The sequence below is a fragment of the Faecalicatena sp. genome (assembly GCF_058819085.1).
Window position 1 is genome coordinate 37,882 of sequence record NZ_JBZUUL010000013.1, and the last position, 23,110, is coordinate 60,991.

At 47.0% G+C, this 23,110-nt stretch carries 23 protein-coding genes; 7 read left to right on the plus strand and 16 right to left on the minus strand.

Going from position 1 to position 23,110, the window contains the following annotated elements; all coding sequences use genetic code 11:
* Position 1: 1 nt before the first annotated feature.
* Complete coding sequence (gene aroE / locus AC4OGX_RS06455; protein WP_493329235.1) at positions 2–832, plus strand: shikimate dehydrogenase; 831 nt, start codon at positions 2–4, stop codon at positions 830–832.
* Positions 833–894: 62 nt separating this feature from the next.
* Here the strand turns inward: aroE and AC4OGX_RS06460 are convergent, their stop codons facing one another.
* Positions 895–1,686 carry a Cof-type HAD-IIB family hydrolase gene (locus AC4OGX_RS06460; RefSeq protein WP_493329237.1) on the minus strand — a complete coding sequence of 264 codons (792 nt, stop codon included), beginning with the start codon at positions 1,684–1,686 and terminating at the stop codon, positions 895–897.
* Positions 1,687–1,865: 179 nt separating this feature from the next.
* Between AC4OGX_RS06460 and pdaA the strand changes: the two genes are divergently transcribed.
* Positions 1,866–2,759 carry a delta-lactam-biosynthetic de-N-acetylase gene (gene pdaA / locus AC4OGX_RS06465; RefSeq protein WP_493329239.1) on the plus strand — a complete coding sequence of 298 codons (894 nt, stop codon included), beginning with the start codon at positions 1,866–1,868 and terminating at the stop codon, positions 2,757–2,759.
* 59 nt (positions 2,760–2,818) lie between these two features.
* Here the strand turns inward: pdaA and AC4OGX_RS06470 are convergent, their stop codons facing one another.
* The 3 genes from AC4OGX_RS06470 to AC4OGX_RS06480 all read right to left on the minus strand — a co-directional run bounded on the left by AC4OGX_RS06470 (position 2,819) and on the right by AC4OGX_RS06480 (position 4,632).
* Entirely contained in the window at positions 2,819–3,106 is a 288-nt protein-coding gene (locus AC4OGX_RS06470) for a BMC domain-containing protein (protein ID WP_493329241.1), read from the minus strand.
* Positions 3,107–3,121: 15 nt separating this feature from the next.
* Positions 3,122–3,421: a BMC-T shell protein gene (locus AC4OGX_RS06475; RefSeq protein ID WP_216241222.1), complete on the minus strand. Its 300-nt coding sequence runs from the start codon at positions 3,419–3,421 to the stop codon at positions 3,122–3,124.
* Positions 3,422–3,567: 146 nt separating this feature from the next.
* Positions 3,568–4,632: an XdhC family protein gene (locus AC4OGX_RS06480; RefSeq protein ID WP_493329245.1), complete on the minus strand. Its 1,065-nt coding sequence runs from the start codon at positions 4,630–4,632 to the stop codon at positions 3,568–3,570.
* Between the two features lie 266 nt (positions 4,633–4,898).
* On the opposite strand from AC4OGX_RS06480, the gene AC4OGX_RS06485 reads away from it, so the two are divergent.
* A complete protein-coding gene (locus AC4OGX_RS06485) occupies positions 4,899–5,480 on the plus strand; it encodes a TetR/AcrR family transcriptional regulator (protein WP_493329247.1) in 582 nt (193 codons plus the stop codon).
* A 51-nt stretch (positions 5,481–5,531) separates the two neighbouring features.
* Entirely contained in the window at positions 5,532–6,296 is a 765-nt protein-coding gene (locus tag AC4OGX_RS06490; RefSeq protein ID WP_493329249.1) for a nucleoside phosphorylase, read from the plus strand.
* 104 nt (positions 6,297–6,400) lie between these two features.
* Here AC4OGX_RS06490 and AC4OGX_RS06495 read toward each other — a convergent pair whose 3' ends face one another.
* From AC4OGX_RS06495 to AC4OGX_RS06525, 7 genes are all read right to left on the minus strand, one after another.
* The gene (locus AC4OGX_RS06495) at positions 6,401–8,296 is read right to left on the minus strand and encodes a PTS sucrose transporter subunit IIABC (RefSeq protein WP_493329250.1); all 1,896 of its coding nucleotides are present in this window, start codon (positions 8,294–8,296) and stop codon (positions 6,401–6,403) included.
* Positions 8,283–9,974: an alpha-glucosidase gene (locus AC4OGX_RS06500; protein WP_493329251.1), complete on the minus strand. Its 1,692-nt coding sequence runs from the start codon at positions 9,972–9,974 to the stop codon at positions 8,283–8,285. Before AC4OGX_RS06500 ends, AC4OGX_RS06495 begins: the two co-directional genes overlap by 14 nt.
* Positions 9,964–10,836 (minus strand): HAD family hydrolase, encoded by an 873-nt coding sequence (locus tag AC4OGX_RS06505; RefSeq protein ID WP_493329252.1) that lies wholly within the window; start codon positions 10,834–10,836, stop codon positions 9,964–9,966. Before AC4OGX_RS06505 ends, AC4OGX_RS06500 begins: the two co-directional genes overlap by 11 nt.
* A gap of 171 nt (positions 10,837–11,007) precedes the next feature.
* Positions 11,008–11,778 carry a MurR/RpiR family transcriptional regulator gene (locus AC4OGX_RS06510; protein ID WP_493329253.1) on the minus strand — a complete coding sequence of 257 codons (771 nt, stop codon included), beginning with the start codon at positions 11,776–11,778 and terminating at the stop codon, positions 11,008–11,010.
* Positions 11,744–12,544, minus strand: a complete 801-nt coding sequence (locus AC4OGX_RS06515; protein WP_493329254.1) for a MurR/RpiR family transcriptional regulator — start codon at positions 12,542–12,544, stop codon at positions 11,744–11,746. The genes AC4OGX_RS06510 and AC4OGX_RS06515 overlap by 35 nt, the downstream gene beginning before the upstream one ends.
* A gap of 390 nt (positions 12,545–12,934) precedes the next feature.
* Positions 12,935–13,921, minus strand: a complete 987-nt coding sequence (locus AC4OGX_RS06520; protein WP_493329255.1) for a diaminopimelate dehydrogenase — start codon at positions 13,919–13,921, stop codon at positions 12,935–12,937.
* A 132-nt stretch (positions 13,922–14,053) separates the two neighbouring features.
* Positions 14,054–14,236, minus strand: coding sequence for a hypothetical protein (locus tag AC4OGX_RS06525; RefSeq protein WP_493329256.1), 183 nt, complete (start codon positions 14,234–14,236; stop codon positions 14,054–14,056).
* 217 nt (positions 14,237–14,453) lie between these two features.
* On the opposite strand from AC4OGX_RS06525, the gene AC4OGX_RS06530 reads away from it, so the two are divergent.
* The gene (locus AC4OGX_RS06530) at positions 14,454–15,134 is read left to right on the plus strand and encodes an ABC transporter ATP-binding protein (RefSeq protein ID WP_493329257.1); all 681 of its coding nucleotides are present in this window, start codon (positions 14,454–14,456) and stop codon (positions 15,132–15,134) included.
* Positions 15,134–17,815: an ABC transporter permease gene (locus AC4OGX_RS06535; protein WP_493329258.1), complete on the plus strand. Its 2,682-nt coding sequence runs from the start codon at positions 15,134–15,136 to the stop codon at positions 17,813–17,815. Before AC4OGX_RS06530 ends, AC4OGX_RS06535 begins: the two co-directional genes overlap by 1 nt.
* A gap of 57 nt (positions 17,816–17,872) precedes the next feature.
* Here AC4OGX_RS06535 and AC4OGX_RS06540 read toward each other — a convergent pair whose 3' ends face one another.
* From AC4OGX_RS06540 to AC4OGX_RS06555, 4 genes are all read right to left on the minus strand, one after another.
* On the minus strand, positions 17,873–19,111 hold the full coding sequence (locus AC4OGX_RS06540; protein WP_493329259.1) for a sensor histidine kinase: 1,239 nt from the start codon (positions 19,109–19,111) through the stop codon (positions 17,873–17,875).
* The gene (locus tag AC4OGX_RS06545; protein ID WP_493329260.1) at positions 19,108–19,788 is read right to left on the minus strand and encodes a response regulator transcription factor; all 681 of its coding nucleotides are present in this window, start codon (positions 19,786–19,788) and stop codon (positions 19,108–19,110) included. The genes AC4OGX_RS06540 and AC4OGX_RS06545 overlap by 4 nt, the downstream gene beginning before the upstream one ends.
* Before the next feature lie 118 nt (positions 19,789–19,906).
* Positions 19,907–21,265 carry an MATE family efflux transporter gene (locus AC4OGX_RS06550; RefSeq protein WP_493329261.1) on the minus strand — a complete coding sequence of 453 codons (1,359 nt, stop codon included), beginning with the start codon at positions 21,263–21,265 and terminating at the stop codon, positions 19,907–19,909.
* Positions 21,258–21,695 carry a MarR family winged helix-turn-helix transcriptional regulator gene (locus AC4OGX_RS06555; RefSeq protein ID WP_493329263.1) on the minus strand — a complete coding sequence of 146 codons (438 nt, stop codon included), beginning with the start codon at positions 21,693–21,695 and terminating at the stop codon, positions 21,258–21,260. The genes AC4OGX_RS06550 and AC4OGX_RS06555 overlap by 8 nt, the downstream gene beginning before the upstream one ends.
* Before the next feature lie 375 nt (positions 21,696–22,070).
* Between AC4OGX_RS06555 and AC4OGX_RS06560 the strand changes: the two genes are divergently transcribed.
* Entirely contained in the window at positions 22,071–22,556 is a 486-nt protein-coding gene (locus AC4OGX_RS06560; protein ID WP_493329265.1) for a hypothetical protein, read from the plus strand.
* 104 nt (positions 22,557–22,660) lie between these two features.
* Here AC4OGX_RS06560 and AC4OGX_RS06565 read toward each other — a convergent pair whose 3' ends face one another.
* Entirely contained in the window at positions 22,661–23,074 is a 414-nt protein-coding gene (locus AC4OGX_RS06565; RefSeq protein WP_493329268.1) for a cytidine deaminase, read from the minus strand.
* Positions 23,075–23,110: the final 36 nt, after the last annotated feature.

The following is a 23,110-nucleotide window of genomic DNA, read 5'->3' on the forward strand; positions in this document are numbered from 1 at the left end:
TATGAATACAGAAACCACAGACACAATCCATCTTGGAGTCCTGGGCAAAACGTTAGGCCACAGCCTGTCTCCAGAGATACATGAAGATCTATTAAAACAGCAGAACATCCGGGGAAGCTACCAGAAATATGAAATGGATGAGCAGGAAGTCCGTCAGATACTCGATGTGATGAAAAAAGAGCATGTCATCGGAATGAATGTGACAATCCCATATAAAGAAGTGGTTTACCGCCTGGTAGATAAACTGGACGAACATGCAGAGGCGATCGGTGCCGTCAATACGATTCTGATAGAAGACGGCGTTTCTTATGGGTACAATACCGATTATATCGGAATCATCAGTATGTTCCATAAAGCCGGTGTCAGCCTTGCCGGAAAGGACATCGTCATCCTGGGCTCCGGCGGCGCAGCAAAAGCTTTGATTTATGGCTTCCACCTGGAAGGTGCCGCCAGTATCACAGTCGCAGCCCGAAACGAAAAAGCAATCAACTGCTTAAAGGAGCTTTTCCCTTACATTCACACCTGTACGCTTACAGATATCTCCACTGGTGATATTTTGGTCAACACGACTCCGGTAGGAATGTATCCTCATACAAGTGAAAGCCCGGTAGGCCCTTCTATTATCAGACAATTCAAAATTGCTGCAGATATTGTCTATAATCCCCTGATCACTGAATTCTTAAAAATTGCCCGGGAAGAAGGCTTAAAAATCGTCACCGGACTGATGATGCTTGTAGATCAGGCGATTGCTTCCGAAGAAATCTGGCTCCATAAGAAGCTTGATTACAATATGGGCAACAAAATACACGACGAATTAGCTAAACAATTCTGACAATGGCGAGCAAAAGGGTCAGACCCCTTTTCAAGGCGCTCTGTCCCCTTTTGCTCTCGCCTCTACTCAAGCCCATAGTGTCTGATCGCCTGTGCGATCCCATCTTTCTCTACCTCCGCAGTCACATACTCCGTATAAGGCTCCAGTCCTTCTGCATGGTTTCCCATTGCGATCGTATGCACGGCGTATTCAAACATAGACAGGTCATTCATGCTGTCACCGAACACGTAAGCCTGATCCTTCTCCATTCCAAACTTTTTCAGGATAAAATCACATGCCGTAGCCTTAGAGTACTCCTTCTGTGTACATTCGTAGGTATCCCCTCCCCGGTCGATCACCACCATGTCACTCTCAATGAACTTAAAGAACGTTTCCCTGTCACTCTTCTCATCCGCATAGACAAACAGTTTATCATAAATAAACTTCCCGGTCTCAAGATAACATTCCATCCCAAGCCCCTCATTCTGGAAATATCTCCTGGATCCCTCCAGCCTGTCAAACCGGGATATCCGCTGTGGCAGATAAATATCATCCACCGCCTCCACAATCCCGTCCAGTCTGCATTCTATCATCTTATTGATGATCTCCCTCCCCCGCTTTTCCGGCAGGGAACTTGAAAACAACACCTCATCCTGATAAACCAGATAAGTCCCGCATCCGCATAGAAAGCCGTCAAACGGGAACTGTTTTATGAGGGCAGGTATACTGCACAGTGTCCTTCCTGTATTAATAAAAAGCAGATGTCCCGCCGCCTTTGCAGCCCGCATGGCATCTATGGCACTCTGGGGGATCTTCATCGTGATCTCACTTAATATGGTTCCGTCAATATCAAAAAATAACGCTGCCTGTTTCATATAACTCTCCCATCTCTTGTAATTTCTTCTATCACTTTATCACGGTTTTGTACAAAAATCCATTTCCATACTCAACAAAAAATACGGAATCCTTCCCATAACTTTTACCGTTTTCCCCCAACTGAATATAATTTTAAAATTCCATCATATACTATAGAGAATAAGATCTTGGTGATGCAATGAAAATCAACCTGAAACATCTGGAAAAGAAAAAACTCCTGAAAAAAACCGTTAAATCTGTCTTTCTGCTTGCCGCTGCCTTCCTGGCTGGAACCGCCGCCGGCAAAGTACAGGATCACTTTTTCCCCATCGTCAGTGAGACGATCACGTCCGCAGATACGATATCCGAAGGCAGCACCTACGCTTCTGCCGGGATCGCACCCGCAGCGGACGGAAACTGGGGTCTTAGCTTCCAGCAGGAGGGACAGCCGCCGATCGCCAACGCGACGGCCCAAGATTTGGAAAAGTATGACGCATACTATACAGGCAGCAGCGATGAAAAGGTCATCTATCTCACCTTTGATGCCGGATTTGAAAATGGAAATACTCCCGCGATCCTGGATGCCCTCAAAAAGCATAATGTCCCTGCTACATTTTTCGTAGTGGGAACCTTCATTACCACTAACCCGGATCTTGTAAAACGAATGGTGGAGGAAGGGCATACCGTAGGAAACCATACATACCATCATCCCGACATGTCAAAGATCTCCACAAAGGAAGCCTTTCAAAAAGAACTGAATGACGTGGCTGATGTCTATCAGGAGATCACTGGAAAGGAAATGATCAAATTCTACCGCCCGCCCCAAGGGAAATACAGCGAGTCCAACCTGCAGATGGCAAAGGAGCTGGGCTACAAGACCTTTTTCTGGAGCCTGGCCTATGTAGACTGGTATGAGAATGACCAGCCGACTAAAGAAGAAGCCTTCGAAAAGCTCCTCGGCCGGATCCATCCCGGCGCGGTCGTCCTGTTACACAGCACCTCCAAGACCAATGGGGAGATCCTGGATGAACTTCTGACAAAATGGGAAGAAATGGGATATACCTTCAAGCCATTATCAGACCTGGCCCAATAAAACTGCGTATTTAAAAAGACAGCAGCAGGACTTCAAAAGTCCTGTACTGCTGTCTTACTCTACTTTTTCCTGCGCTCTTTAAACATCTCTACGATCTCTACCATCTCCTGCGATGGATTTGAGATCACTGCGGAATTAAAAATCTTACAGGGAGAAGCCGTCGTCACGCTCTCCACGGCTGCACTCACTGCTGAAACACTTCCACTGATAAAGATCAGGGCATGTCCTCCGCACTTCGTATCCTGCGTCTCATAGGATACCTCTGCCGCCTTCAGCATCTGGTCTGTGACCAGAACCGCATTAGCTTCCCCAAGAACCTCAACCAGTCCATATGCTCCGTATGCCATAACTCTACCTCTTCCTTACTTATTAATCGTCATCGTAATCGCTGGTTCCGTCTCTGCTAATGGAGCCGCGATCACAGTATGAGAAACAATTTTAGAAATCGGCTCCGCAACGCGCAAGGCCGCCTCCATTGCCGCCTTCACATTCGAAACATTCCCGCGCATCTTTACACATGCGCCTGCCCCGAGGCGGTTTCTCTCCACTGCCTGGATCTTTACATCTGCAGCTTTGGCTGCTGCATCTAGTGCTACAAAACATGCGCATTCACTATCTAACTCAAACACGCCTATCGCCATACCTTCATACTGTCCGGCCATAATTCCCTCCTGACTGCAGGACCATTCTTCGCTCTAACCCTGCCGATAGTCTCATTATATATAAATGATCCTGTGATTTCAACTACATTCTTTTCAAGGCTTTCCCCTTAGGCAGGGTACACAGCACAATCCTGACAGTCCCACGGTTACTCATCGGCAGTCATACCGGCTGCTGCACTGTCCGCCTGTAATCGCTCCATGGGCTTATTCGCACGCATTTCTATCAGCTGCGCCGCAATGCTGACTGCGATCTCTGCAGGCGTCTCCGCCCCAATGGACAATCCGATAGGTGTTGTGATGCGTTCCAGATCTGCATCTGTAAATCCCATCTCTCTCAGTTTTTCAAACACGCCTGCCTTTTTGTGCCTGCTGCCGATCACACCGATATAATACGCCCCCGTCTTCAAGACCTGTGCCTGGACAGTCAAGTCATCTTTATGCCCCCGCGTCATAATACAGACATAGTCTGCCGGGCTGATATCCACATAATCTGCTATATGGCTGTTCTCGATCAAAAGCACCTCTTCCGCCCCCGGAAATAACTCCTTATGGCAGAACTCCTCCCGGTCCTCCAGCACCACACAGCGAAAATCCACAGCCTTCAATGCCGGAACCAGTGCCTGTGACACATGTCCCCCGCCAAAAATATAGACTCTGCCCGCCTTTACCATCTTTTCACAATAAAAGACCTTACCGTCCGCCTCAATTTGTTTTGTCTTTTCACAAAGGTTCTCTATCACCGGTTCCGGTACTGGTATTCCCACCAATCCGCCGGTCTGGGCAAAGACCGCCATGCCTCCTAGTCCGTCGAAAGACAGGTCATTGATCATCCAAAATTCTTCTCCTGTCTGATACAATGCCTCAATATGCTGCATCAATGCGATATTCTGCGGGTCTTCTGAGGAAACATATTGAAAATACACGTTCACATCACCACCGCATATCATCCCCAGATCCTGGACCTCATTCTGCCTCAGAGTAAAGTGCTCCATACGGGAATCCTTCGTTCTAAGCACTTCTATTGCGGTCTTCTCGCTGTGATGTTCTACTGCACCGCCGCCGATCGTCCCCCCGATCCTCCCGGCATTTGTCACTAACATCCTTGCCCCCGCTCCCCGGGGTGTGGAACCAGAGCTTGCCACGATCGTCACAAGTACTGCATCTTGCCCATGTTTTAAGGTTTCTTCCAGTAATTGAAATACTTTTCTCATTTATCTGTCCTCTTTTTTCATTTTATAACTTTATTTATTATAACCGATTCCCAGATAAATTGCACTTCTGAATTGATTTCGTTTTGTGGATTCGTTTTGTGGATTCATTTTGCAGATTTTGAATCCGTATGATGTCCAGCTTAAATTCATAGATCTAAATAAGAAGAGGAAAGTTTTCATGATTTGCTCTTGTTTTTCCGACACACATGTCGTATAATACTTTTTACAGACACATGTGTCGGATTTTTTAATAATAAGGAGCCCCTATGAGTAAACGTGGAGAATCAACCAGACAGCTGATCAAAGAAAAGTCTTATCAGCTCTTTGCAGAAAAAGGATTTAAAGAAGTGACCATGAAAGATATCTGTATGGCCACCGGCTTAAGCAGAGGCGGATTATACTGCCATTATACCGGTACAGATCAGATTTTTGGAGAGATCATCGAAGACCTAATGCAGATGCAGGATGAAGAATTTGACTTAAAGATAAGACTTCAACTGCCCGCTGCCCGGATACTGGATGAAGTTTTGAAGCGATATGAGCGTGAGATGGCAGACAGCAGCGCCTCTCTAAGCGTCGCAATTTTTGAATATTTCAGCCTGGAACACAACTGTTCCGAAGGAAATGCCATCGCTGCACAATATCTCCTGTCTGTGGGAATGTGGCAAAGGCTGATCCAATATGGCATCGAGCGGGAGGAATTCCATCCCGTTGATATCCAGGCCGTGATCGACCTGATCATTTTTTCCTATCAGGGCGTGCGTATGTACAGTAAACTCATGCCCATTAAGCCGGAGCTTCCTGCACGCATCACCGGACAAATCCGCAGCATATTAGTCAAATCGTAGCTGTTTAGAGCCATGAACAGTGACATCAAAACATAAAAAGGAGGTATCCTAATGTCAACCATATTCACTCACTTTACCGGGGAAAAACAGGCCTTCATAAATCCGCAGGATTTCATAGAACAGCTGCCTGATTTTCCCAAGCTGTGCGTCACCACTTTTTCAGAAAACATCATCCAGAAATTTGCCGGGATGGACGGGGTTAAAACGATTGCCTCCCTCTATTCAGCGAACGGGATCCTTCCCGTCTATGAGATTACCTATCAGGGAAACAGAATCGCCTTCTTCCTATCCCGGGTCGGCGCTCCCGCCTGTGCCGTCGGCCTGGAGGAAATCATCGCCCTGGGTGCGAAGAAAATCGTCATGTTCGGAAGTGCAGGGATTCTGGATGAATCCGTCGTCCGGGATAAGATCATCATTCCCACTTCTGCGATCCGGGATGAAGGAACCAGTTATCACTATCTTCCTGCGGATGAGGAGATCGTTATGGATGAACATTCCGTCAATGTGATGGTAAACTGCCTGTCCAGGCTTCAAATCCCATATGTCCTCGGGAAAACATGGACCTTAGACGGGATCTACCGGGAAACGCCAAAGGCCATCGATGCACGTAAAAAGCAGGGCTGCATTTCCGTGGAAATGGAATGTTCGGCCGCCATCGCTGTCACAAGATTTCGCGGGATCCCTTTCGCTCAGTTTCTTTACGGGGCCGACAGCCTGGCCGGCGAAACCTGGGAACCCAATGACCTGACGGATTATGGACTTAAGGGCGCCGAAAAATATATGACACTTGCTATTGAGTGTGCCGCCTGTTTATGATAAGGTTCGCACCTTTCGGGCACGCACTTTATCGGCATCCGGTCATTTAGAATCGCCTTTGGCGACGGACCGGATGCCTGGCTCCAAGACTTTTAAGCCTCCTCTTAATTTCCAACAATACATGCCATCTTCCCGCATGCCGTAACGGTCTGCTCATATTGCGTCCCCATGACCGTTTCTCCTCCCGTAAAGATGACCATCACGGTAGGATCTTTTTCCCGTCTGGCAAGGGTCTTTAAATCTACCCTAAGCAGGGGATCTCCTTTTTTCACTTCCTGGCCTTCTGACACCAGCCGTTCAAAGCCTTCCCCGTTTAAGGACACCGTATCGATCCCTACATGGATCAAAAGCTCTGTACCCAATACTGTTGTCATCCCGATTGCATGCCCGGTCTCATATGCCACCTCTATCCGTCCGTCTGCCGGAGCTTTGATGATCCCATCTGACGGAATTACTGCAAATCCGTCGCCTAAGAGTTTCCGGGAAAAAGTCGGGTCATTGACGCTTTCCAATGCGATCATCTGCCCGGTTACAGGAGATGCGATTTCTTCTCCCTCAAAATCGCCCTCCAGCTTAGTCTCCCCGCTGTCTGATACAAGCACTTCCTTCGGAATCCCGAACATGCAGGTCATCACAAAGCAGAACACGACAGAGAAGACAGAAATCACAAAATACCATAAAGGCTGTCTGCCCTCATAGATATACATCAGGTAAGACGGAAGCACTGCCAGTCCATATGAGTTAGACCGGATATTCAGGATGGATAAAAACGCGGCTCCCAGTCCTGAGGAACAGAGCATGATCACCAGCGGTCTCAAATTATAACGAAGCTGAATACCAAAAAGCACTGGTTCGCTGATTCCAAACAGCTGTGAGAGCATCGCGCCGATGGCTGTCTGGCGGACATTTTCCTTTTTTGATTTCACAAAAAATGCCAGACAGGTCCCTACATTTGCAAATCCATACATTGCGCAGAGAGTGATAACTGGATTGAAGCCCGTATTGGCCAGCAGGGAGGTCTCGATCATCGTATAGGTATGATGAAGCCCCGTGATCACCAGCAGAGGATAGGTTGCACCGATCAGGAATCCACCGATCCCAAACGGAATATGGATCAATAGTTCTACAATCTGTACCAGTTTCAGTTCTATCACATGCATAATGGGTCCGATTCCAAGAATGACAGCCAGAAATGTCACCAGCATGACGATAAATGGAGTCATGATCAAATCCAGTGCATTCGGCATGACCTTCCGAAGCTTCTTTTCCAGATTTGCACCGATCAGAGCAGTCAGTATGGCCGTCAGAACACTGCCCTGGCAGCCGACGATTGGGATCATTCCAAAAGCCTTCACCGCTTCTACCCCGCTGTTCGGATCCGCGACTGAATAGGCATTTGGCAGGATCGGTGAGACAAGCATCAGGCCCAGTACGATCCCGATGACCGGCATCCCACCAAACACCTTGTACGCCGACCAGCAGATAATCGCCGGAAGGAAGGCAAACGCCGTTTCTGTGAGTACATTTACCAGGGTCACCACATAGTCCGGGATCATGCCGGAATTGGCCCCGAAAAGTTCCAGCACATTGTCGTTAAATACACATCCCTTTAAGCCCAGGAACAGACCTGTCGCCGCAATCACCGGAATGATGGGGACAAAAATATCTCCCAGGGTCCGCATCAGGCGCTTGATCCCCTTTTGCTGCTTCTTCACGATCTCATCCTGTTCCTGCTTGGAAAGTGTGTTCAGATTCAGCTTTTCCAGTTCTGCGTATACCTTATTCACAATCCCGGTGCCCAGAATGATCTGATACTGCCCGGCATTAAAAAAGGTTCCTTTCACCAGCGGGACTTTTTCCAGTTTCTTTTCATCAATCGCATCCTTCTCCTTTACGATCAGACGGAGACGTGTCGCGCAGTGCGTTGCAGAAATAATATTGTCTTTTCCTACAATTTCAATGATCTGTCGTGCGATATCCTGATAATTACTCTTCTCCATTATCCTTTCCTCCTGTTTTTACTCTCAGAAGCAGTGACTGATATGGCTTTAGCACCAGTTGACCGCCCTTTCTTTCTGCCTCTCCATAATTTGACCAGATCGTTTCCACTTCATTTTCCGGCATATTTTCTATGGTCTTATCCCTGCCAAAGTTAAACCAGCAGTAGATTTTCTCGTCTTTTGTATACCGCTGGTATGCGATTACATTTTCACTGCTTACAGTGGGCTTGATGTTTCCATAAATCAGACAGTGACGATAAGGCCCCTTCTGCCTGAAAGAAATCATGGATTTATAAAATTCGTAAATGCTTCCTTCCCTTCCCACCTGATCCTTCGCATTGACGGCCGGATATGCTTCTGTCATTTCAAGCCATGGCTGATGGGTGGAAAAGCCGCCAAACTGTTCTCCATTCCACGGAAACGGAGTCCGTGCGTTGTCTCTGCTTCTTAAATTCACGAATTTTAACGCTTCCTCTTTGCTAAAGCCTTCTTCTAAGGACCGCTCATACTGATCGATACTGGACAGATCATTGAACTGCGCAATACTCTTCCGTTTGAAATTCTGCATTCCCAGCTCCTGTCCCTGGTAAATAAAGGGCATCCCTCTTAAGAAGAAATACATGGCAGCCAGTGTTTTAACGGCATCAGGATGATTCTCATCCTCTCTTAAGTATTTCGTGACGGCACGGGGCTGGTCATGATTTTCTATAAAATTCGCACACCAGCCGTATCTTTGCAGAGCCATCTGGCTTGCCATGATCTTCTCATTGAGGTCCCGGATCTTCCAGTCGATGCGCTTGAACCACTCACTCCCGGAAGCAATATCAAGATCCGCATAGCGGAAATCAAAGATCATCGAGAAGTATCCCTTTTCTCCGATGAACTCCTCCAATTCATCATAGGGAACTCCCGGAGCTTCTGCAACCGTAACACACTCATGCCTGTCAAACGTGTGCTCCTTTAATTCATGAAGAAAGGTTCCTATCCCCGGCTGGTTTCGGGAAGCCTTCGTACATTTTGCCAGTCCGTCCGCCCCGTCCGGACACCGTTCTTTAAAGGACAGATCCTTTTTCACGAATGTAATTGCATCGATCCGAAAGCCTGCGATCCCCTTTTCCAGCCACCAGTTGACCATCTCATATAACCGTTCCCGAAGCTTTGGATTCTCCCAGTTCAGATCCGGCTGCTTCTTCCCGAACGCATGGAAATAGTACTCTTCCCGGTCCGGAACCTTTTCCCACACGCTGCCGCCAAAAACAGACCTCCAGTTATTCGGCTCCCTGTCTCCTTCCCTGAAAATGTAGAAATCATGATATGGAGAATCGGGATCGGCCAATGCTTTTTGAAACCATTCATGTTCATCCGAAGTATGGTTAATGACCAGATCCAGCATGATCTTGATCCCTCTTTTCGCGGCCTCCGAAATCAGCTCATCTAAATCCTCCATGGTTCCAAATTCCTCTGCCACCGCCCTGTAGTCAGATATATCGTATCCATTGTCATCCATCGGCGATTGATAGATCGGACAGATCCAGAGCATCGTTATCCCCAGATCCTCCAGATAATCCAGCTTCTGAGTAATTCCTCTTAGATCCCCGATTCCATCCCCATTACTGTCATAAAAGCTCTTCGGATAGATCTGGTATACCACTTCTTCCTGCCACCACTTATTTTCCATACTCATTGTTCCTCCCTGTATTTGGTCTGATGATCCTTCGTCTGACAAGTTCCTTATAGATTCCGTCTTCCATCACCGGTTCACATATAGATGACGCCGCTTCCCGAACCGGTAAACTGCAGCTTCCTACCGCAACTGCTGCATTTGTTTCCTTCATCATTGCAATATCATTTTCACTGTCGCCAAAACTGATCGTATGTTCCTTCGAGATTCCAAGCCTTTGATTGACCCTTCGTACCGCCTTTCCTTTGTCACACCCCTTCGGCAGCAACTCCAGGTACCACTGTCCGTTCCATCGCTTCTCCTGTGCGATTTCCGATTCCTCTCTTAACAAAAGCCTCATTCTCTCTATCTCTGTTTTCTCCCCTGTCATGCACAGCTTGTGGACCTTGGTTGTTTTCTCATCATACCGCTCCAGATTCGCCTCATACCCGATCTTATTCTGGGTCAAAAATAATTCCTTCTGCGCTTCATTCAATCCTCTGATTTTCAAAGCGATGTCCTCCCGGTAAAATCTGGCAGCCCTCTCATCCATAAAAATATCCTTCCCAGTCTCCACAGCCAGTGAAAACTCCCCCTGCATATGCAGCTTTAACACTTCCTCTATGATCCGGGGTGAAAAATGCTGCTCCCACCAGGTTTCGCCGTGATACCGGATATAACAGCCGCCCCCCGAAATCATCCCGTCCAGGGGCAGGCTCCAGACATCATTCTGGATCGAGAATAAGTTTCTTCCGGTGCAGATGATGACTTTGATATTTTGTTCCCTGCATTGTTCCAGGGCCCATACTGCACTTTTGGGAATCCCCCTCTGTTCATCTCTTAAGGTCCCGTCAATATCCAGATAAACCGCCTCTGTCATATCTTTGCTTCCTCTCTCTTTGCTTCTTCTTTGTTTGATCTGAGGTCAGAGTAACACAAAAAAAAGAGTCCTTCAATCATCTGGACTCTTTTAAGAATTATGTACTCTTTTTGTACATAGTTTTTGTTTTTGTAACTTTGTACACCAAGTTTTATCCTTTTTAGATACGTTTTATTCGCTTTGTGGATCCACCTTTTTCCCGGACAGATAATTCTGATAAGAGAGGTAGAGATACTCGATCAGGATAAAATAAGGCGTACTGCTTTCATATTCTATGTGGTACTTTACCGGTAACCGAACCGAGTTGATATACAGATTTTCCTCGCATATTGAGGCCAGTCTGTTGCTTGTCAGCCTGGTGATGGAAACCATCGGCACACGGTTCACCCGCAAGGTCTTCGCAAGCTCCACCACAGTGTCCGACTCACCGGACAGCGAAATGATAATCACCAGATCTTCCGGGGACGCGCTCTTTAAGAGTGCATAGCACATATCATGTCCGTGCACATGGATGATTTCCCTGGCCGGAAGGAAGATCCGCTTCATCTCGCTGGCTGCACGTGCCTGTGACGAGCCGCTGCCATAGACAAAGACCCGCCTGGCCTGATACAGTTTTTCAAAAAATCCGGACAGATCCTTTTGATTCAGATCATCCATCATCTTGTGATAGCTGTCAGTCATGGTCTGCAGTAAGCCCTTCACATCCCCTTCCTGCTCTTTAAGCTCAAGCTTGATCCTCGCCTTTAATTCGCTGTACCCCGTCAGACCAAGCTTTTTTGCAAATCTGACAAGCAGGGTTTTCGAAACATTACAGGAAACTGCAAATTCATCAATTGTCTCTTTTACACATTCAGTATAATGACTGCGCAGATAATGGCATACATATTTTTCATTCTCACTGAATGCTTCATAATGACTGTTCAACAGCTCTTCCACTCTCATCTGCCATCTTCCTTTCCTGGTTCTGTACAAACTCAAGATAACGGACCGACAGTACATCCAGCAATATATAAAAGGATGCCACCATCTCATAAGTTCTGCCCGCCGACTGGCTGACCGTCCTCGTCCCCACGTATAAGCTTTCCTGACAGAGCCTTGCAAGCGAATTATTCTCCCACCGTGTGAAGGAAATGCTCTTAACACCTGCTTTTTGAACGGTTCTCACAACATCCATGGATTCCTTATTTTCTCCGGATAAAGAGATTGCAAGCAGAAGGTCCTTCTCTGTCATCCTGGCGGCAGCAAATTCTACCTCCCCCAGATCAAACAGATCCACGCAGCATTTCCCGAACGTCATAAAGATCCGCTTAAACTCTTCCGCTATCGTCTTCTGCTCATTGCCTGAACCGTACATATAAACCGTATCCGCTTCATAGATGCTCTGACATATTTTTTCATATCTATGCTTCTTAAGCTCATCTACCATAAGATGATATTCACTTACAATGTCCTGCAGATTATAGGAACAGGGCGAAAGCGCCTCCTCCCGTCTCATGTCCAGCAGCACCTTGAATTCTTTATATGTATCAATGCCAAGCTTTTTCATCAACCGAACCAGGGTAGTTCTCGATACATGCAGATAAGAGGCCAGCTGTGTACTGTTCATTTCCCTGACCCTCTGTTTATTACGAAAAACAGCCGTCACCATTTCCTTATCGTTAGCCGTCAGCAGATGATATTTTTGATTCACAAGTTCTTCCAGATTCATCTTCGCACCTCAAAATTTGTTCTGATTATCCTTCTGGAGAACATACGTTGTAAAATGTCCGCCAGATATAAAATATTTTTAAATCCTCTTAAAGTCAGACAACATTCTGCACGAAATTCCTTTAGGCGTTCTTTACTCTCACCTACTGACATGTTCATCCATATTCTCTTTTTAGAATATGGATGAACATCCTTAATATATTTTATAACATATAGAGGCTCCGCCTGCTATCCTTTTTTCTTGTTACAAATATTTCTGTTCTAATATTTCATAACAAAAACACAGGGATCAAGTCGTTTCCAATACTTGATCCCTGTGCTCTTAATGACTTATAGCGGATCTTCAAAGTCTGCTTTACTGTTACTCTGATAAGTTTAAATGCACGGCTCCTTACAACAGCTGTGCCCTTAATTCCTCTGCGCTCTTCATAGAAAGCATTCCCGGAGCAATATCGAATACGCTTCTTGCTCCTGACTCTCCTTTTTTAGACAGCCTGTATGCCGCTCTTGCATAGCATGCCAGAACGCTTGCTGTAAATTCCGGGTTCGAATCTAATTTCAGAGAATACTCGATCACATGCTTGCTGCCGTCATGTCCTGTCTCACCGCTTCTGATCACAAAGCCGCCGTGAGGCATCTTGCTGTGGTTCGCTTTCAATTCTTCCTCGGTAATAAATGTTACTGTTGTGTCGTAATCTGAGAAATAGTTCGGCATATTTTTGATCGTCTCTTCGATTTCCTTTAAATCTGCCCCCTCTTCTGCCACTACATAGCATTCACGCAGATGCTTGTCTCTGGTTGTCAGCTTCGGTCCGCAGCCGCTTCTTACCTTTTCCACTGCTTCTTCCACCGGAACGGTATACTGAATCGCGTTCTTCACACCTTTCACGCGTCGGATCGCATCTGAATGTCCCTGACTGACTCCCTTGCCCCAGAATGTATACGTGTCTCCCTGTACAAGGACGGATTCCGCATAGATTCTGTTCAGAGAAAACAGTCCCGGATCCCAGCCTACAGAGATGATACCGATATTACCGCCTTCTTTTGCCGCCTGGTCCATATTTGTAAAATACTCAGGAATCTTTGCATGTGTATCAAAGCTGTCGATCGTATTAAAATTCTTTACAATCTCAGGCCCGATCACCGGCAGATCTGTTGCAGAACCTCCGCAAAGGATCATCACATCGATCTCATCCTTCATACTCAGCATGTCATCTGTATGTATGACCGGCACACCTTCAGTCATGATCTTCACAGTCTCCGGTGCACGTCTTGTAAAAACAGCCTTCAGTTCCATATCCTCATTGCGTTCTACTGCAAGCTCCACGCCGCGTCCGATGTTACCGTATCCTACAATTCCAATTCTGATTTTGTCCATCGTATATCCTTCCTTCCATATATTCATGTCACATGTTACAACTTGGTTTTTTAACCGTTAATTAGTATACCATAACAAGAAGCGATGCACAATTTAAAATTGATTATCATTTTAAATATAACGTTTAAATTGTTATGGTTCAATCTCTTCCTCCAAACTTAAGATTATCTTCTGCACTTCGATGTCCAGATCATAATCATATTCAGCTATCAGCATATTGATCACCTCGCTGCCTTTCTTTTCCAGATAATCCGACAGTATCCCTTCGCGGATACATGTCTCAACCGCATGTTTGTAAGCATCTGAGTCACTCATCTTCTGAAATCTGCGCACCGTGTACGGTAAATCCCGTCGGTCCCCCTTCCGGCACCGCGTGTGCTGTTAGCAATTCTTACTGAAGTGGTCAGCTTTCAAAAAGTCTTGTATAAGGCACTGCCGTAGAAAATACGGGCAGGCGTCCCCCCTCTTGTCACTTTCTTGTCACTTTCCCCCTGTATTATGATATCATCATAAAAGAAAGGAGTTTCATTCTATGGAAATTTTACGCTGCACAAATCTGACCAAAACATACGGCAGTGGTTCAAATACCGTGACCGCCCTTGACCACGTGGATCTTTCACTGGAACGTGGGAGCTTTACCGCCATCATCGGCGCATCCGGTTCTGGAAAATCAACACTTTTACACATGTTAGGAGGTGTGGACCGCCCTACAGACGGCAGTATTTTTATCGAGGATACGGATATCTCCACACTGAACCAGGAACAGCTTGCTATTTTCCGCCGTAGGAAGGTCGGGCTTGTCTATCAATTTTACAACCTGATCCCAACCTTAAACGTACGAAAAAACATCCTGCTCCCGGTCCTCTTAGACAATCAAAAGCCTGATGAGAGCCGTTTTAACCAGTTAGTCACCACACTTGGCCTGACAGACCGCCTTACGCATCTGCCCAGCGAGCTATCCGGCGGACAGCAGCAGAGAGTGGCGATCGCAAGAAGTCTGATCTACCGTCCTGCGATCTTACTGGCAGATGAACCTACCGGAAATCTGGACCGGAAAAATTCAGAGGAAACGATCGAGCTTTTAAAGCTTTCCAACCGTCTGTATGGTCAGACGATCCTGCTGATCACACATGATGAAAAGACCGCGCTCAAAGCCGACCGCATCATCACCCTGGAAGACGGGAAAATCCTGCATGACGAGGTGGTGTCCTAATGAAGATTTTACGAGAATATGTTTGGGATTCGCTGAAACGCAACAAGAGAACCAGTCTCGCCATCATGACCGCCCTGTTTCTTATGACAACACTGATGACCTGTTTTTGCGGCTTTATCTACACGATGTGGACCGATAACATTGCACTTACCATCAATGAAACCGGGAATTGGCACGGGGAGCTGTTTGATGACACCAAAGGCAGCCATCTGGAAGACATCAAAAATTATGCATCCGTCTCTGCAGTTATGATCAAAGGCCCCTGGGAGGTTGCAAAGGTTGATGATGCCGGAAAAAGGAATTATATCATTACCCGGGGTGCAAATACTGAATATTGGAATTCAATGTCCGAAAAGGAGCTCGTCATCGAAGGCCGTCTTCCTGAAAATGAAAATGAACTCGTCATCTCCAAGCAGTTTTTCGACGACCACCCGGAGGTTTCATTGGGAGATACCCTCACGCTTCCGGTGGGACAGCGCATCTGCGAAGGAAAGGTCTGCCAGGAAACAGCTGCGTTCCACGAGAATGAAGATTTCCACCAGACAGGCACCAAAACCTATGTGCTGGCAGGCAGCATGGATATCACCACGTCCTCCAGCGTACCCGCATATACGGCAATGAGCTTTCTGGATGAAAAAAAGATCCGGCCGGAGGATAACCTGACGATTTACCTGCGGTTCGATCCGATGAGAAGCACCTACAAGGAACTGCCTGCGCTGGCAGAATCCATCGGCTATGAAAAAGATGAATATGGAAAATATGCGCTTCGATACAACACAGATCTGCTTTCCAAATATGCGATCCTGCCTCCGGGGCAGCTTCAGGGCATCAAAAGCATCTCTTTCCTATCTGTGCCGCTTATGTTTCTCATCATGGCTGCCCTGCTGATCGGGGTGTTTGTCCTGGTCATCCACAATGCTTTTGCATTATCGGCAAATGAAAAACTGTCCCAGCTTGGAACCCTGGCAGGGATCGGTGCCTCCCCGAAACAGATCCGGTCCGCCGTATCCACGGAAGCATTGATCCTTTTGCTGCCGCCGCTTCCGCTGGGTATCTTATGCGGCTGGCTTTTGGATACCAAACTGATCGATCTGATCAATGCCTCCAATAACATTGACAGAGCCACTTCAGATGTTGTTATGACATTCGGTCTGCCTGCCATCCTCCCTGCAGTTCTCTTGTCCGTCATCACGGCCTGGCTGTCTGCGAGGATCCCTGCCAAAAAGGCAGCAAAGATGATGCCTGTAGAAGCACTTCGTCAGACAGAGACCTTAAAAGGAAAGAAGATCCGGCGCAGCCGTATTTCCGGCCGCTTTGGCATCAGCGGTGAATTAGCAGCAAATGCACTTAGAGCGCGCAAAAAATCCTATCGCACCGCCACGATCTCCCTTTCTCTTTCTTTTCTGCTGCTGACCGGATTCTTATACATCATGACTGCACAGGATGCGGCCAGAGAGGTCTACCGGGCACAGGATGAAGCCAAAGGCCATATCACACTCTGGATCGGCGACGGCAGAGAGCCTGAACAAAAGGCCCTTGATGAACTCAAGGCAGTTCCAAACATAGCAAGCTATGTATTTTATAACAAAATGCCATGCGCTACCTGGATCACAGACAACCAGTCATCGGATGATATTGAATCCCATCTGGGCGGTTTTGATAAGATCGTCACAGAGAAGAAATATACTCCGATAAAGCAGGATGGAAAATACCGGATCTACAGTGCACTCATCGGATTGGAGAGGGATAGTTTCCTTGAATACTGCAAGAAAATGGGAATTGACCCCCAGCCCTATCTAAGCGATCATACCAGGGCATTGTTTTATAACAAGACTGCTGACCCCTATGCCAGCACACGCCGGAAACAGGTTTACCGGGAAATATTAAAGCTCAAAGAAGGACAGGTCATTCCTTTTACAGAGAGGGCCTATAATGAAGATACAGGAGACTTTGAGTTTGATCTGACTGTAGGCAGAATCGTGGATGAACTGCCTGTCGAAATACTAAACAGCCTTCCGCGTTTTACTCTGACAGCTATCATGCCTATGGAACACGTCCTGGAGCTGTCTAAATCCTGCAGCGACAAGAGACGGGTGAATGCATCTGCCATACATGGAGTATTTATGGTGAACAGTACAGGTGAATTGTCTTATCCAAAGGTAGAAGAGACCTCCGGGAGAATAGATGAGATTCTGGAACGCTACTATGGCAGTGGAGACTACCTGCTCACGGATGTTGCCGAAGACGAACAAATGCAGAAGAATACCAATAAAGTCATGAATACAGTGGTTCTCTTCCTGACAGGACTGTTGGGATTGATCGGGATCTCCAACATCTGGGCCAGCATCTCGGGGAACTTAAGGCAGAGGAGCCGGGAATTTGCTATGCTCAAATCAGCCGGACTTTCTCCTGCTCAGCTCTGGCGGATGCTGTTCTTAGAAGGACTCAACCTGGGACTAAAACCGCTGCTCTACAGCATCCCGTTCCAGATCGCAGTCCTTTGGGCCTTCCTCTCCATCAATGAGGTCACCCTGGCGGAATATCTGCCCTTTGCCCCCTACGGCATACTAATCGGGTACACGGCATTGGTTCTTTTGACCATCGTCGGAGCCTATCTCATGGGTGGAATCAGGATCCAGCGCCAGAATATCATCGAAGCCATCAAAGATGATACGATCTGATCATACCATCAGCCGGCTATCTGCCTTATCGCAGCATATGCTTCCTGAATCATCCACTCAGGAAGCATACATCTTAATACAAAACCGGGCATGTCCGTCTGCAGTATTTTCTGCACTGATCTGCCCGTTTTGTGCTTCTATTATCAGTTTCGTCAGAGCCAGACCGATTCCTGCACTGTCCTTTGTCCCTTGTTCACCTTTGTAAAATCTCTCAAACAGATGTGGAAGATCTCTCTTGGAAAAGCCTTTCCCACTGTCCTCGATCATCAATTCTGTATACAACGGATTTTTTGTACAGCTGACCGTGATCTTTCCCCCGTCCGGGGTATGCTCCACACAGTTTTTCAACACATTGAGCAAAGCCTCTGCGGTCCACTGAACATCCGCCTCGATCACGGTTTCCTCTGCCTGAACGATCTTAAGAAGGATCCCCCTTGCCGCCATCTGCTCACGCAGCGGTTCTGCCGCCTCCAAAAGCAGTTCTTCTACTTTGATCTGCTCTCTGTCAAATTGAATCGTATGGGAATCTAACTTTGCCAGTGATAAAAGTCCGTTCACCAGGCCTTTCAAACGCTCTGCCTGGTTTCTGAGTCTGTCCAGATATTCCTGTTCCTCCTCCTTTGCCGGTTCCAGCAGTTCTGTCATCAATGACATCGAAGTAAGCGGCGTTTTCAGCTGATGGGCAATATCTGCGATTCTGGCCGCAAGGATTTCGTGGTCCTTCACCGCTTTCTCTTTCGTACCGGCAAGCTCTGCAACCGTCTTATAAATCTCATCCTCCAGATGGGAAAATGAATCCTCGTGCCGCACAAGCACTGCCGCCTCGCCCCGGTCAACAGCCTTTAGATATTCCGTCAGCTTTTCGATACGTTCCTCGTTATACATCTCTTCTTTTCTTTTCACAAAAAACACGACACCCCCGGCAAGCTCAAAAAGAAGCAGATTGACCAGAAGCGTAAACGGCAGATTTCTGGTCAGTTTACCATATTTCCTGTAACCCAGCTTTTCCAGAGATGCCTTCCCAATTTCCGCAAGATCCTCATCTTCTGAAATAGTATTCTGTCCTGGAATATCATCCTTTCCTGAATCCGCATCCCTATGCACATCCTCTGTTCCCTGCGCTCTTTTCAGTGCCGCCGGAATCGTTCCTTCCTCCTCTAAAGCTCCCGCCAGGCGCGACATTTCCTGATACTCCCGGGCGCTTAAACATGCTGCGGACAAAATTCCCCCTGCCAGTCCCGGCAAGATCCAGAAGGCACAGGAGATCAGAAACGCCTTCATTCCCCGCCGTTTCATACGCATTCCTCCATCCGGTATCCGATCCCCCGTATTGTCACGATATGCTTTGTATCCAGCAGCTTCTTACGCAGACGCTTTACCGTAACGGTCAGCGTATTGTCATTGACAAAATTTCCTTCTGCATCCCAGAGCTTCTCCAGAATCAGATTCCTCGGCAGAGTCCGGCCCTTATTTTCCAGCATTACATAGAGAAGGCGGTATTCTAAAGCTGTCAGATCTACGGTACTGCCGTCCAGGCATACCTCCATCTTCTCCTTGTCCAGCCGGATATTTCCACAGGTAAGGACATTGGGATTCTCTCCAGGATCAGCTCCGTCAGGAACTCTGCGCAGGACCGCTGCGATCCGGGATTCCAGAACTGCAATGTGAAACGGCTTGGTGATATAATCATCCGCCCCCATGTCCAGCCCCTTAGTAATATCCTTTACATCATCCCGGACCGTCAGAAAAATGATCGGTGTATTCGAGCGTTCCTTCACCCAGCGGCAGAATTCGTATCCGGTCCCATCCGGCAGATTCAAATCCAGAAGAACTAACTGGAAGGAATCCCCGAATAAATTCTTAGCCTCCTCTATGGCCGTGCATGACGTACATTCATAATCTTTGCGTCTCAGTGCGGCCTTCACCCCAAATGAAATATTTTCATCGTCTTCTACTAATAATATCCGAATCATATGTCCCTCCATCGATGTGATACAACGTGTACAATGAAAATCCCCCTGAGATATATCTTATCCTATCCAGGGGAATTCTACAATCTGAAAATAACTCCAGATCACCATATTATAACGTTTACTTATCCAGAAGACGCTTTGCCTTCCATTTTCCGCTTTTAATACGCAGAAATGAGAAGATGGCACCCACGCCCCAGCCAATCGGTATAGACCACCAGATGGCACTGGACCCGATAAAGTGAGCCAGCAGATATGCGATAGCCACACGCACAAACAGGTTGGAGATGGAGCTTAGCATGAATGCCCCCATATCTCCTGCCCCGCGGAGCAGACCGTTTCCCACAAACATGAAGCCCATCAGAACATAAAATACTGATACTGTTTTCATGTATTTCAGACCATACGCCATGGCACTGCCTGCAGATCCTGCATTCAGGAAAAGCCCCAGCAGATTCGGACCGAATAAAAAGATGATCACTGTAATGATCACGGAAAAGATCAGAACCATAAACAGGCTTGCTTTATATCCTTCTGTGACCCGCTCATCTTTTCCAGCTCCGATATTCTGCGCCGTATAACTGGACATGGCATTGGAAAAGTTCATATTCGGCATCATTGCCAGAGTATCGATCTTGGTAGCCGCCGTATAACCTGCCACAAACACCTTTCCATAAGAATTAACCAGTCCCTGCATCAGCATCATGCTCAGTGAGACAATGGACTGCTGGATCATAGACGGAACCCCCACCTTCGCGATCCGCTTTGCCGCTGCCATCTCGAACAGTCCTGGTTTTACATCTGCATAGATTGGTTCGTTTTCCATTCTTCCGATTCTTCGATACAGGACAAAGAACGAGATCACCGCACACATTCCCTGCGCGATCAGGGTTGCCCAGGCCACGCCTGCGACCCCCATATGAAAACGGATGACAAATAAAAGATCCAGTCCGATATTCGTCAGTGCAGAGACCATCAGGAATTTCAGCGGTGTATTACTGTCACCAAGTGCATTATAGATACCGTTTAGAGTATTATACAAAAACAGGAATACCGCTCCGCCAAAATAGATCCGCAGATAGGTCAGTGAATCTGCCATGATATCCGGGTCTGTCCCCAGGATTTTTAAGAGTGGGGAAGAAATCAGCTCTCCCACCCCCATGATCAACAGGCCGATCACACCTAACGCGATCAGAGCCGTGGAAATGGTCGTCTTCATCTCCTTGATCTGTCCTGCACCGAACAATTGGGAGATGACGACCGTACAGCCCATGGACAGCCCTGCTGCGACTGCTACCGCCAAGAATACCACCGGGAAGGAAGAGCCTACTGCTGCCAGAGCATCCTCACCCACGAATTTCCCCACGACCATCGAATCCACCATATTATAAAGCTGCTGGAACAGATTTCCCAGCACCATCGGCAGCGCAAAGAAAAACAAGAGCTTCAAGGGTCTGCCCTCTGTAAGATTTTTAACCATTCTTTCTTCCTCCATTCTCTTTCTTGTAATCCTGTACATTTTGAGAGATTCTTTTTATAAACTCATGATTCAGTCTCTTTTCTTCTTCTGTAAATCCCTGGTAACAAATCTGATTCCAGGCCTCATAGATCTCACAGATCTTACCATACATCCCGTCCCCCTTCTCCGTCAAAGAGACAAGCTTTTTGCGGCGGTTCTGGTCATTCGTATTTCTGCATGCCAGCCCCTTCGCCTCTAACATGGAAATCGCCCTCGCAATGCGCCCTTTATCCAGATCCAGACAAGTCCCCAGCTCCTCCTGACTGCAGCAGCGGTCCTTTAACAGACCAATCAGCCGCCCCTCCAGAGGGCTAAGTCCAAACTGCTCCAGCTCACTTCGTATGTAGGAAAGTTCTCCCCGCCTGATAATACTTACATAATGATTCTTCATGCTTACTCCTTCTATCTGTGTTAAATTTTCAATTCTATTGCTTCGGATTCTTAATTATAGACTTTCAATAACAGATTCCTTACAGAATAGCTGCAGATCTTGATTGTTGTAAAATACAACAGTTGCCAAACACAACTATTATATGTATATTTTCATCTCATGTCAAGAAAAGGAAGGAAAAATCCCCACATGTACCGGTGCCTTTTGCAGTGAACACGCAGCTCTCTATGGATTTTTATGGATTACGGAAATTAAAAGAACAAAAAGAGCTCATTTTGTGCTATAATATATAAATAAGCTACGTTTGGTTACTCTTTCGCAGTAACAACGCAGCTTATTCCTTTTTAGTCATTCTATAGAAAGTAAAGGTGAAGAATGTATCAGATCAATGAAATTGTAGTTTATGAAAATGGCGACCTGTACCAGATTAAAGATATCGGCATTCCTGATTTTATCACATCAGACCGAAAGTACTATACTTTAGAATCCATCGAGAATTCTAAAAATGTGGTTTATGTCACACTTGCCCACGAGTCCAAGCTCCGCCGGGTCATTTCGAAAGAAACGGCCAAATGCTGTCTGGCGAAGCTCCCTGGCCTGGAAGGACAGTACAATCCGAATGCAAAGCTGCGTGATAAGGAATATCTGGATGTCTTAAAGAACGGCTGCTGCCTCACAAGACTTAAGATGTTCAAAGGCATACTGCTGGAAAAAGACCGGCGTATCAAAAATGGAAAGCACCTCTGTGTCAGCGATGACAGATACCTCCAGAAGGTAACTAAGCTCATCGATTATGAATTTTCAGTGGCGCTTGACATCCCGATCAGGGAACTGCATGCCCGGATTGCTGATGCTATTTAACACGTAGACCAGGATCGTGTACTCCAGACTTTGTACATAAAGATTCCGTATATAAAAATACCGGTACAGGGCAGAAATCACCTGCCCTGCATCGGTATTTTTTATTACGCAAGATCTGCCGGTCCAAATCCCATCGGAAATAACTCCGCCAGGGTAAAAATCTCGTAATGTTCTAAACTGTCCGCCAGAATCACTTTAAATTCTGCCGGATCACAGAATTCTGTCATGACCTGCCTGCATACACCGCAGGGCGCCGTAAATCCAGACAGTACTCCGTCCTTCCCCCCGACGATGCAGATCGCCTCAAACTCCTTCACCCCTTCACTCACAGCCTTGAAAAATGCGGTCCTCTCCGCACAGTTGCTGGGCGTGTATGCCGCATTTTCTATATTGCAGCCCTGGTAAACACTCCCGTTCTTCGCAAGCAGCGCAGCTCCCACTTTAAACCCGGAGTACGGGGCATAAGCCTTTAGCATCGCTTCCACCGCCTGGCGGATCAATTCTTCTGTCTGCAGCATCCTGCATCCCCCTTTCTTCCTGGTATCCTGCCAGCT

What these genes read in the sequence shown, in the direction of transcription:
- aroE (WP_493329235.1), top strand. Translation starts at nt 2, where the DNA reads ATGAATACAGAAACCACAGACACAATCCATCTTGGAGTCCTGGGCAAA.
- AC4OGX_RS06460 (WP_493329237.1), bottom strand. Translation starts at nt 1,686, where the DNA reads ATGAAACAGGCAGCGTTATTTTTTGATATTGACGGAACCATATTAAGT.
- pdaA (WP_493329239.1), top strand. Translation starts at nt 1,866, where the DNA reads ATGAAAATCAACCTGAAACATCTGGAAAAGAAAAAACTCCTGAAAAAA.
- AC4OGX_RS06470 (WP_493329241.1), bottom strand. Translation starts at nt 3,106, where the DNA reads ATGGCATACGGAGCATATGGACTGGTTGAGGTTCTTGGGGAAGCTAAT.
- AC4OGX_RS06475 (WP_216241222.1), bottom strand. Translation starts at nt 3,421, where the DNA reads ATGGCCGGACAGTATGAAGGTATGGCGATAGGCGTGTTTGAGTTAGAT.
- AC4OGX_RS06480 (WP_493329245.1), bottom strand. Translation starts at nt 4,632, where the DNA reads ATGAGAAAAGTATTTCAATTACTGGAAGAAACCTTAAAACATGGGCAA.
- AC4OGX_RS06485 (WP_493329247.1), top strand. Translation starts at nt 4,899, where the DNA reads ATGAGTAAACGTGGAGAATCAACCAGACAGCTGATCAAAGAAAAGTCT.
- AC4OGX_RS06490 (WP_493329249.1), top strand. Translation starts at nt 5,532, where the DNA reads ATGTCAACCATATTCACTCACTTTACCGGGGAAAAACAGGCCTTCATA.
- AC4OGX_RS06495 (WP_493329250.1), bottom strand. Translation starts at nt 8,296, where the DNA reads ATGGAGAAGAGTAATTATCAGGATATCGCACGACAGATCATTGAAATT.
- AC4OGX_RS06500 (WP_493329251.1), bottom strand. Translation starts at nt 9,974, where the DNA reads ATGGAAAATAAGTGGTGGCAGGAAGAAGTGGTATACCAGATCTATCCG.
- AC4OGX_RS06505 (WP_493329252.1), bottom strand. Translation starts at nt 10,836, where the DNA reads ATGACAGAGGCGGTTTATCTGGATATTGACGGGACCTTAAGAGATGAA.
- AC4OGX_RS06510 (WP_493329253.1), bottom strand. Translation starts at nt 11,778, where the DNA reads ATGAGAGTGGAAGAGCTGTTGAACAGTCATTATGAAGCATTCAGTGAG.
- AC4OGX_RS06515 (WP_493329254.1), bottom strand. Translation starts at nt 12,544, where the DNA reads ATGAATCTGGAAGAACTTGTGAATCAAAAATATCATCTGCTGACGGCT.
- AC4OGX_RS06520 (WP_493329255.1), bottom strand. Translation starts at nt 13,921, where the DNA reads ATGGACAAAATCAGAATTGGAATTGTAGGATACGGTAACATCGGACGC.
- AC4OGX_RS06525 (WP_493329256.1), bottom strand. Translation starts at nt 14,236, where the DNA reads ATGAGTGACTCAGATGCTTACAAACATGCGGTTGAGACATGTATCCGC.
- AC4OGX_RS06530 (WP_493329257.1), top strand. Translation starts at nt 14,454, where the DNA reads ATGGAAATTTTACGCTGCACAAATCTGACCAAAACATACGGCAGTGGT.
- AC4OGX_RS06535 (WP_493329258.1), top strand. Translation starts at nt 15,134, where the DNA reads ATGAAGATTTTACGAGAATATGTTTGGGATTCGCTGAAACGCAACAAG.
- AC4OGX_RS06540 (WP_493329259.1), bottom strand. Translation starts at nt 19,111, where the DNA reads ATGAAACGGCGGGGAATGAAGGCGTTTCTGATCTCCTGTGCCTTCTGG.
- AC4OGX_RS06545 (WP_493329260.1), bottom strand. Translation starts at nt 19,788, where the DNA reads ATGATTCGGATATTATTAGTAGAAGACGATGAAAATATTTCATTTGGG.
- AC4OGX_RS06550 (WP_493329261.1), bottom strand. Translation starts at nt 21,265, where the DNA reads ATGGTTAAAAATCTTACAGAGGGCAGACCCTTGAAGCTCTTGTTTTTC.
- AC4OGX_RS06555 (WP_493329263.1), bottom strand. Translation starts at nt 21,695, where the DNA reads ATGAAGAATCATTATGTAAGTATTATCAGGCGGGGAGAACTTTCCTAC.
- AC4OGX_RS06560 (WP_493329265.1), top strand. Translation starts at nt 22,071, where the DNA reads ATGTATCAGATCAATGAAATTGTAGTTTATGAAAATGGCGACCTGTAC.
- AC4OGX_RS06565 (WP_493329268.1), bottom strand. Translation starts at nt 23,074, where the DNA reads ATGCTGCAGACAGAAGAATTGATCCGCCAGGCGGTGGAAGCGATGCTA.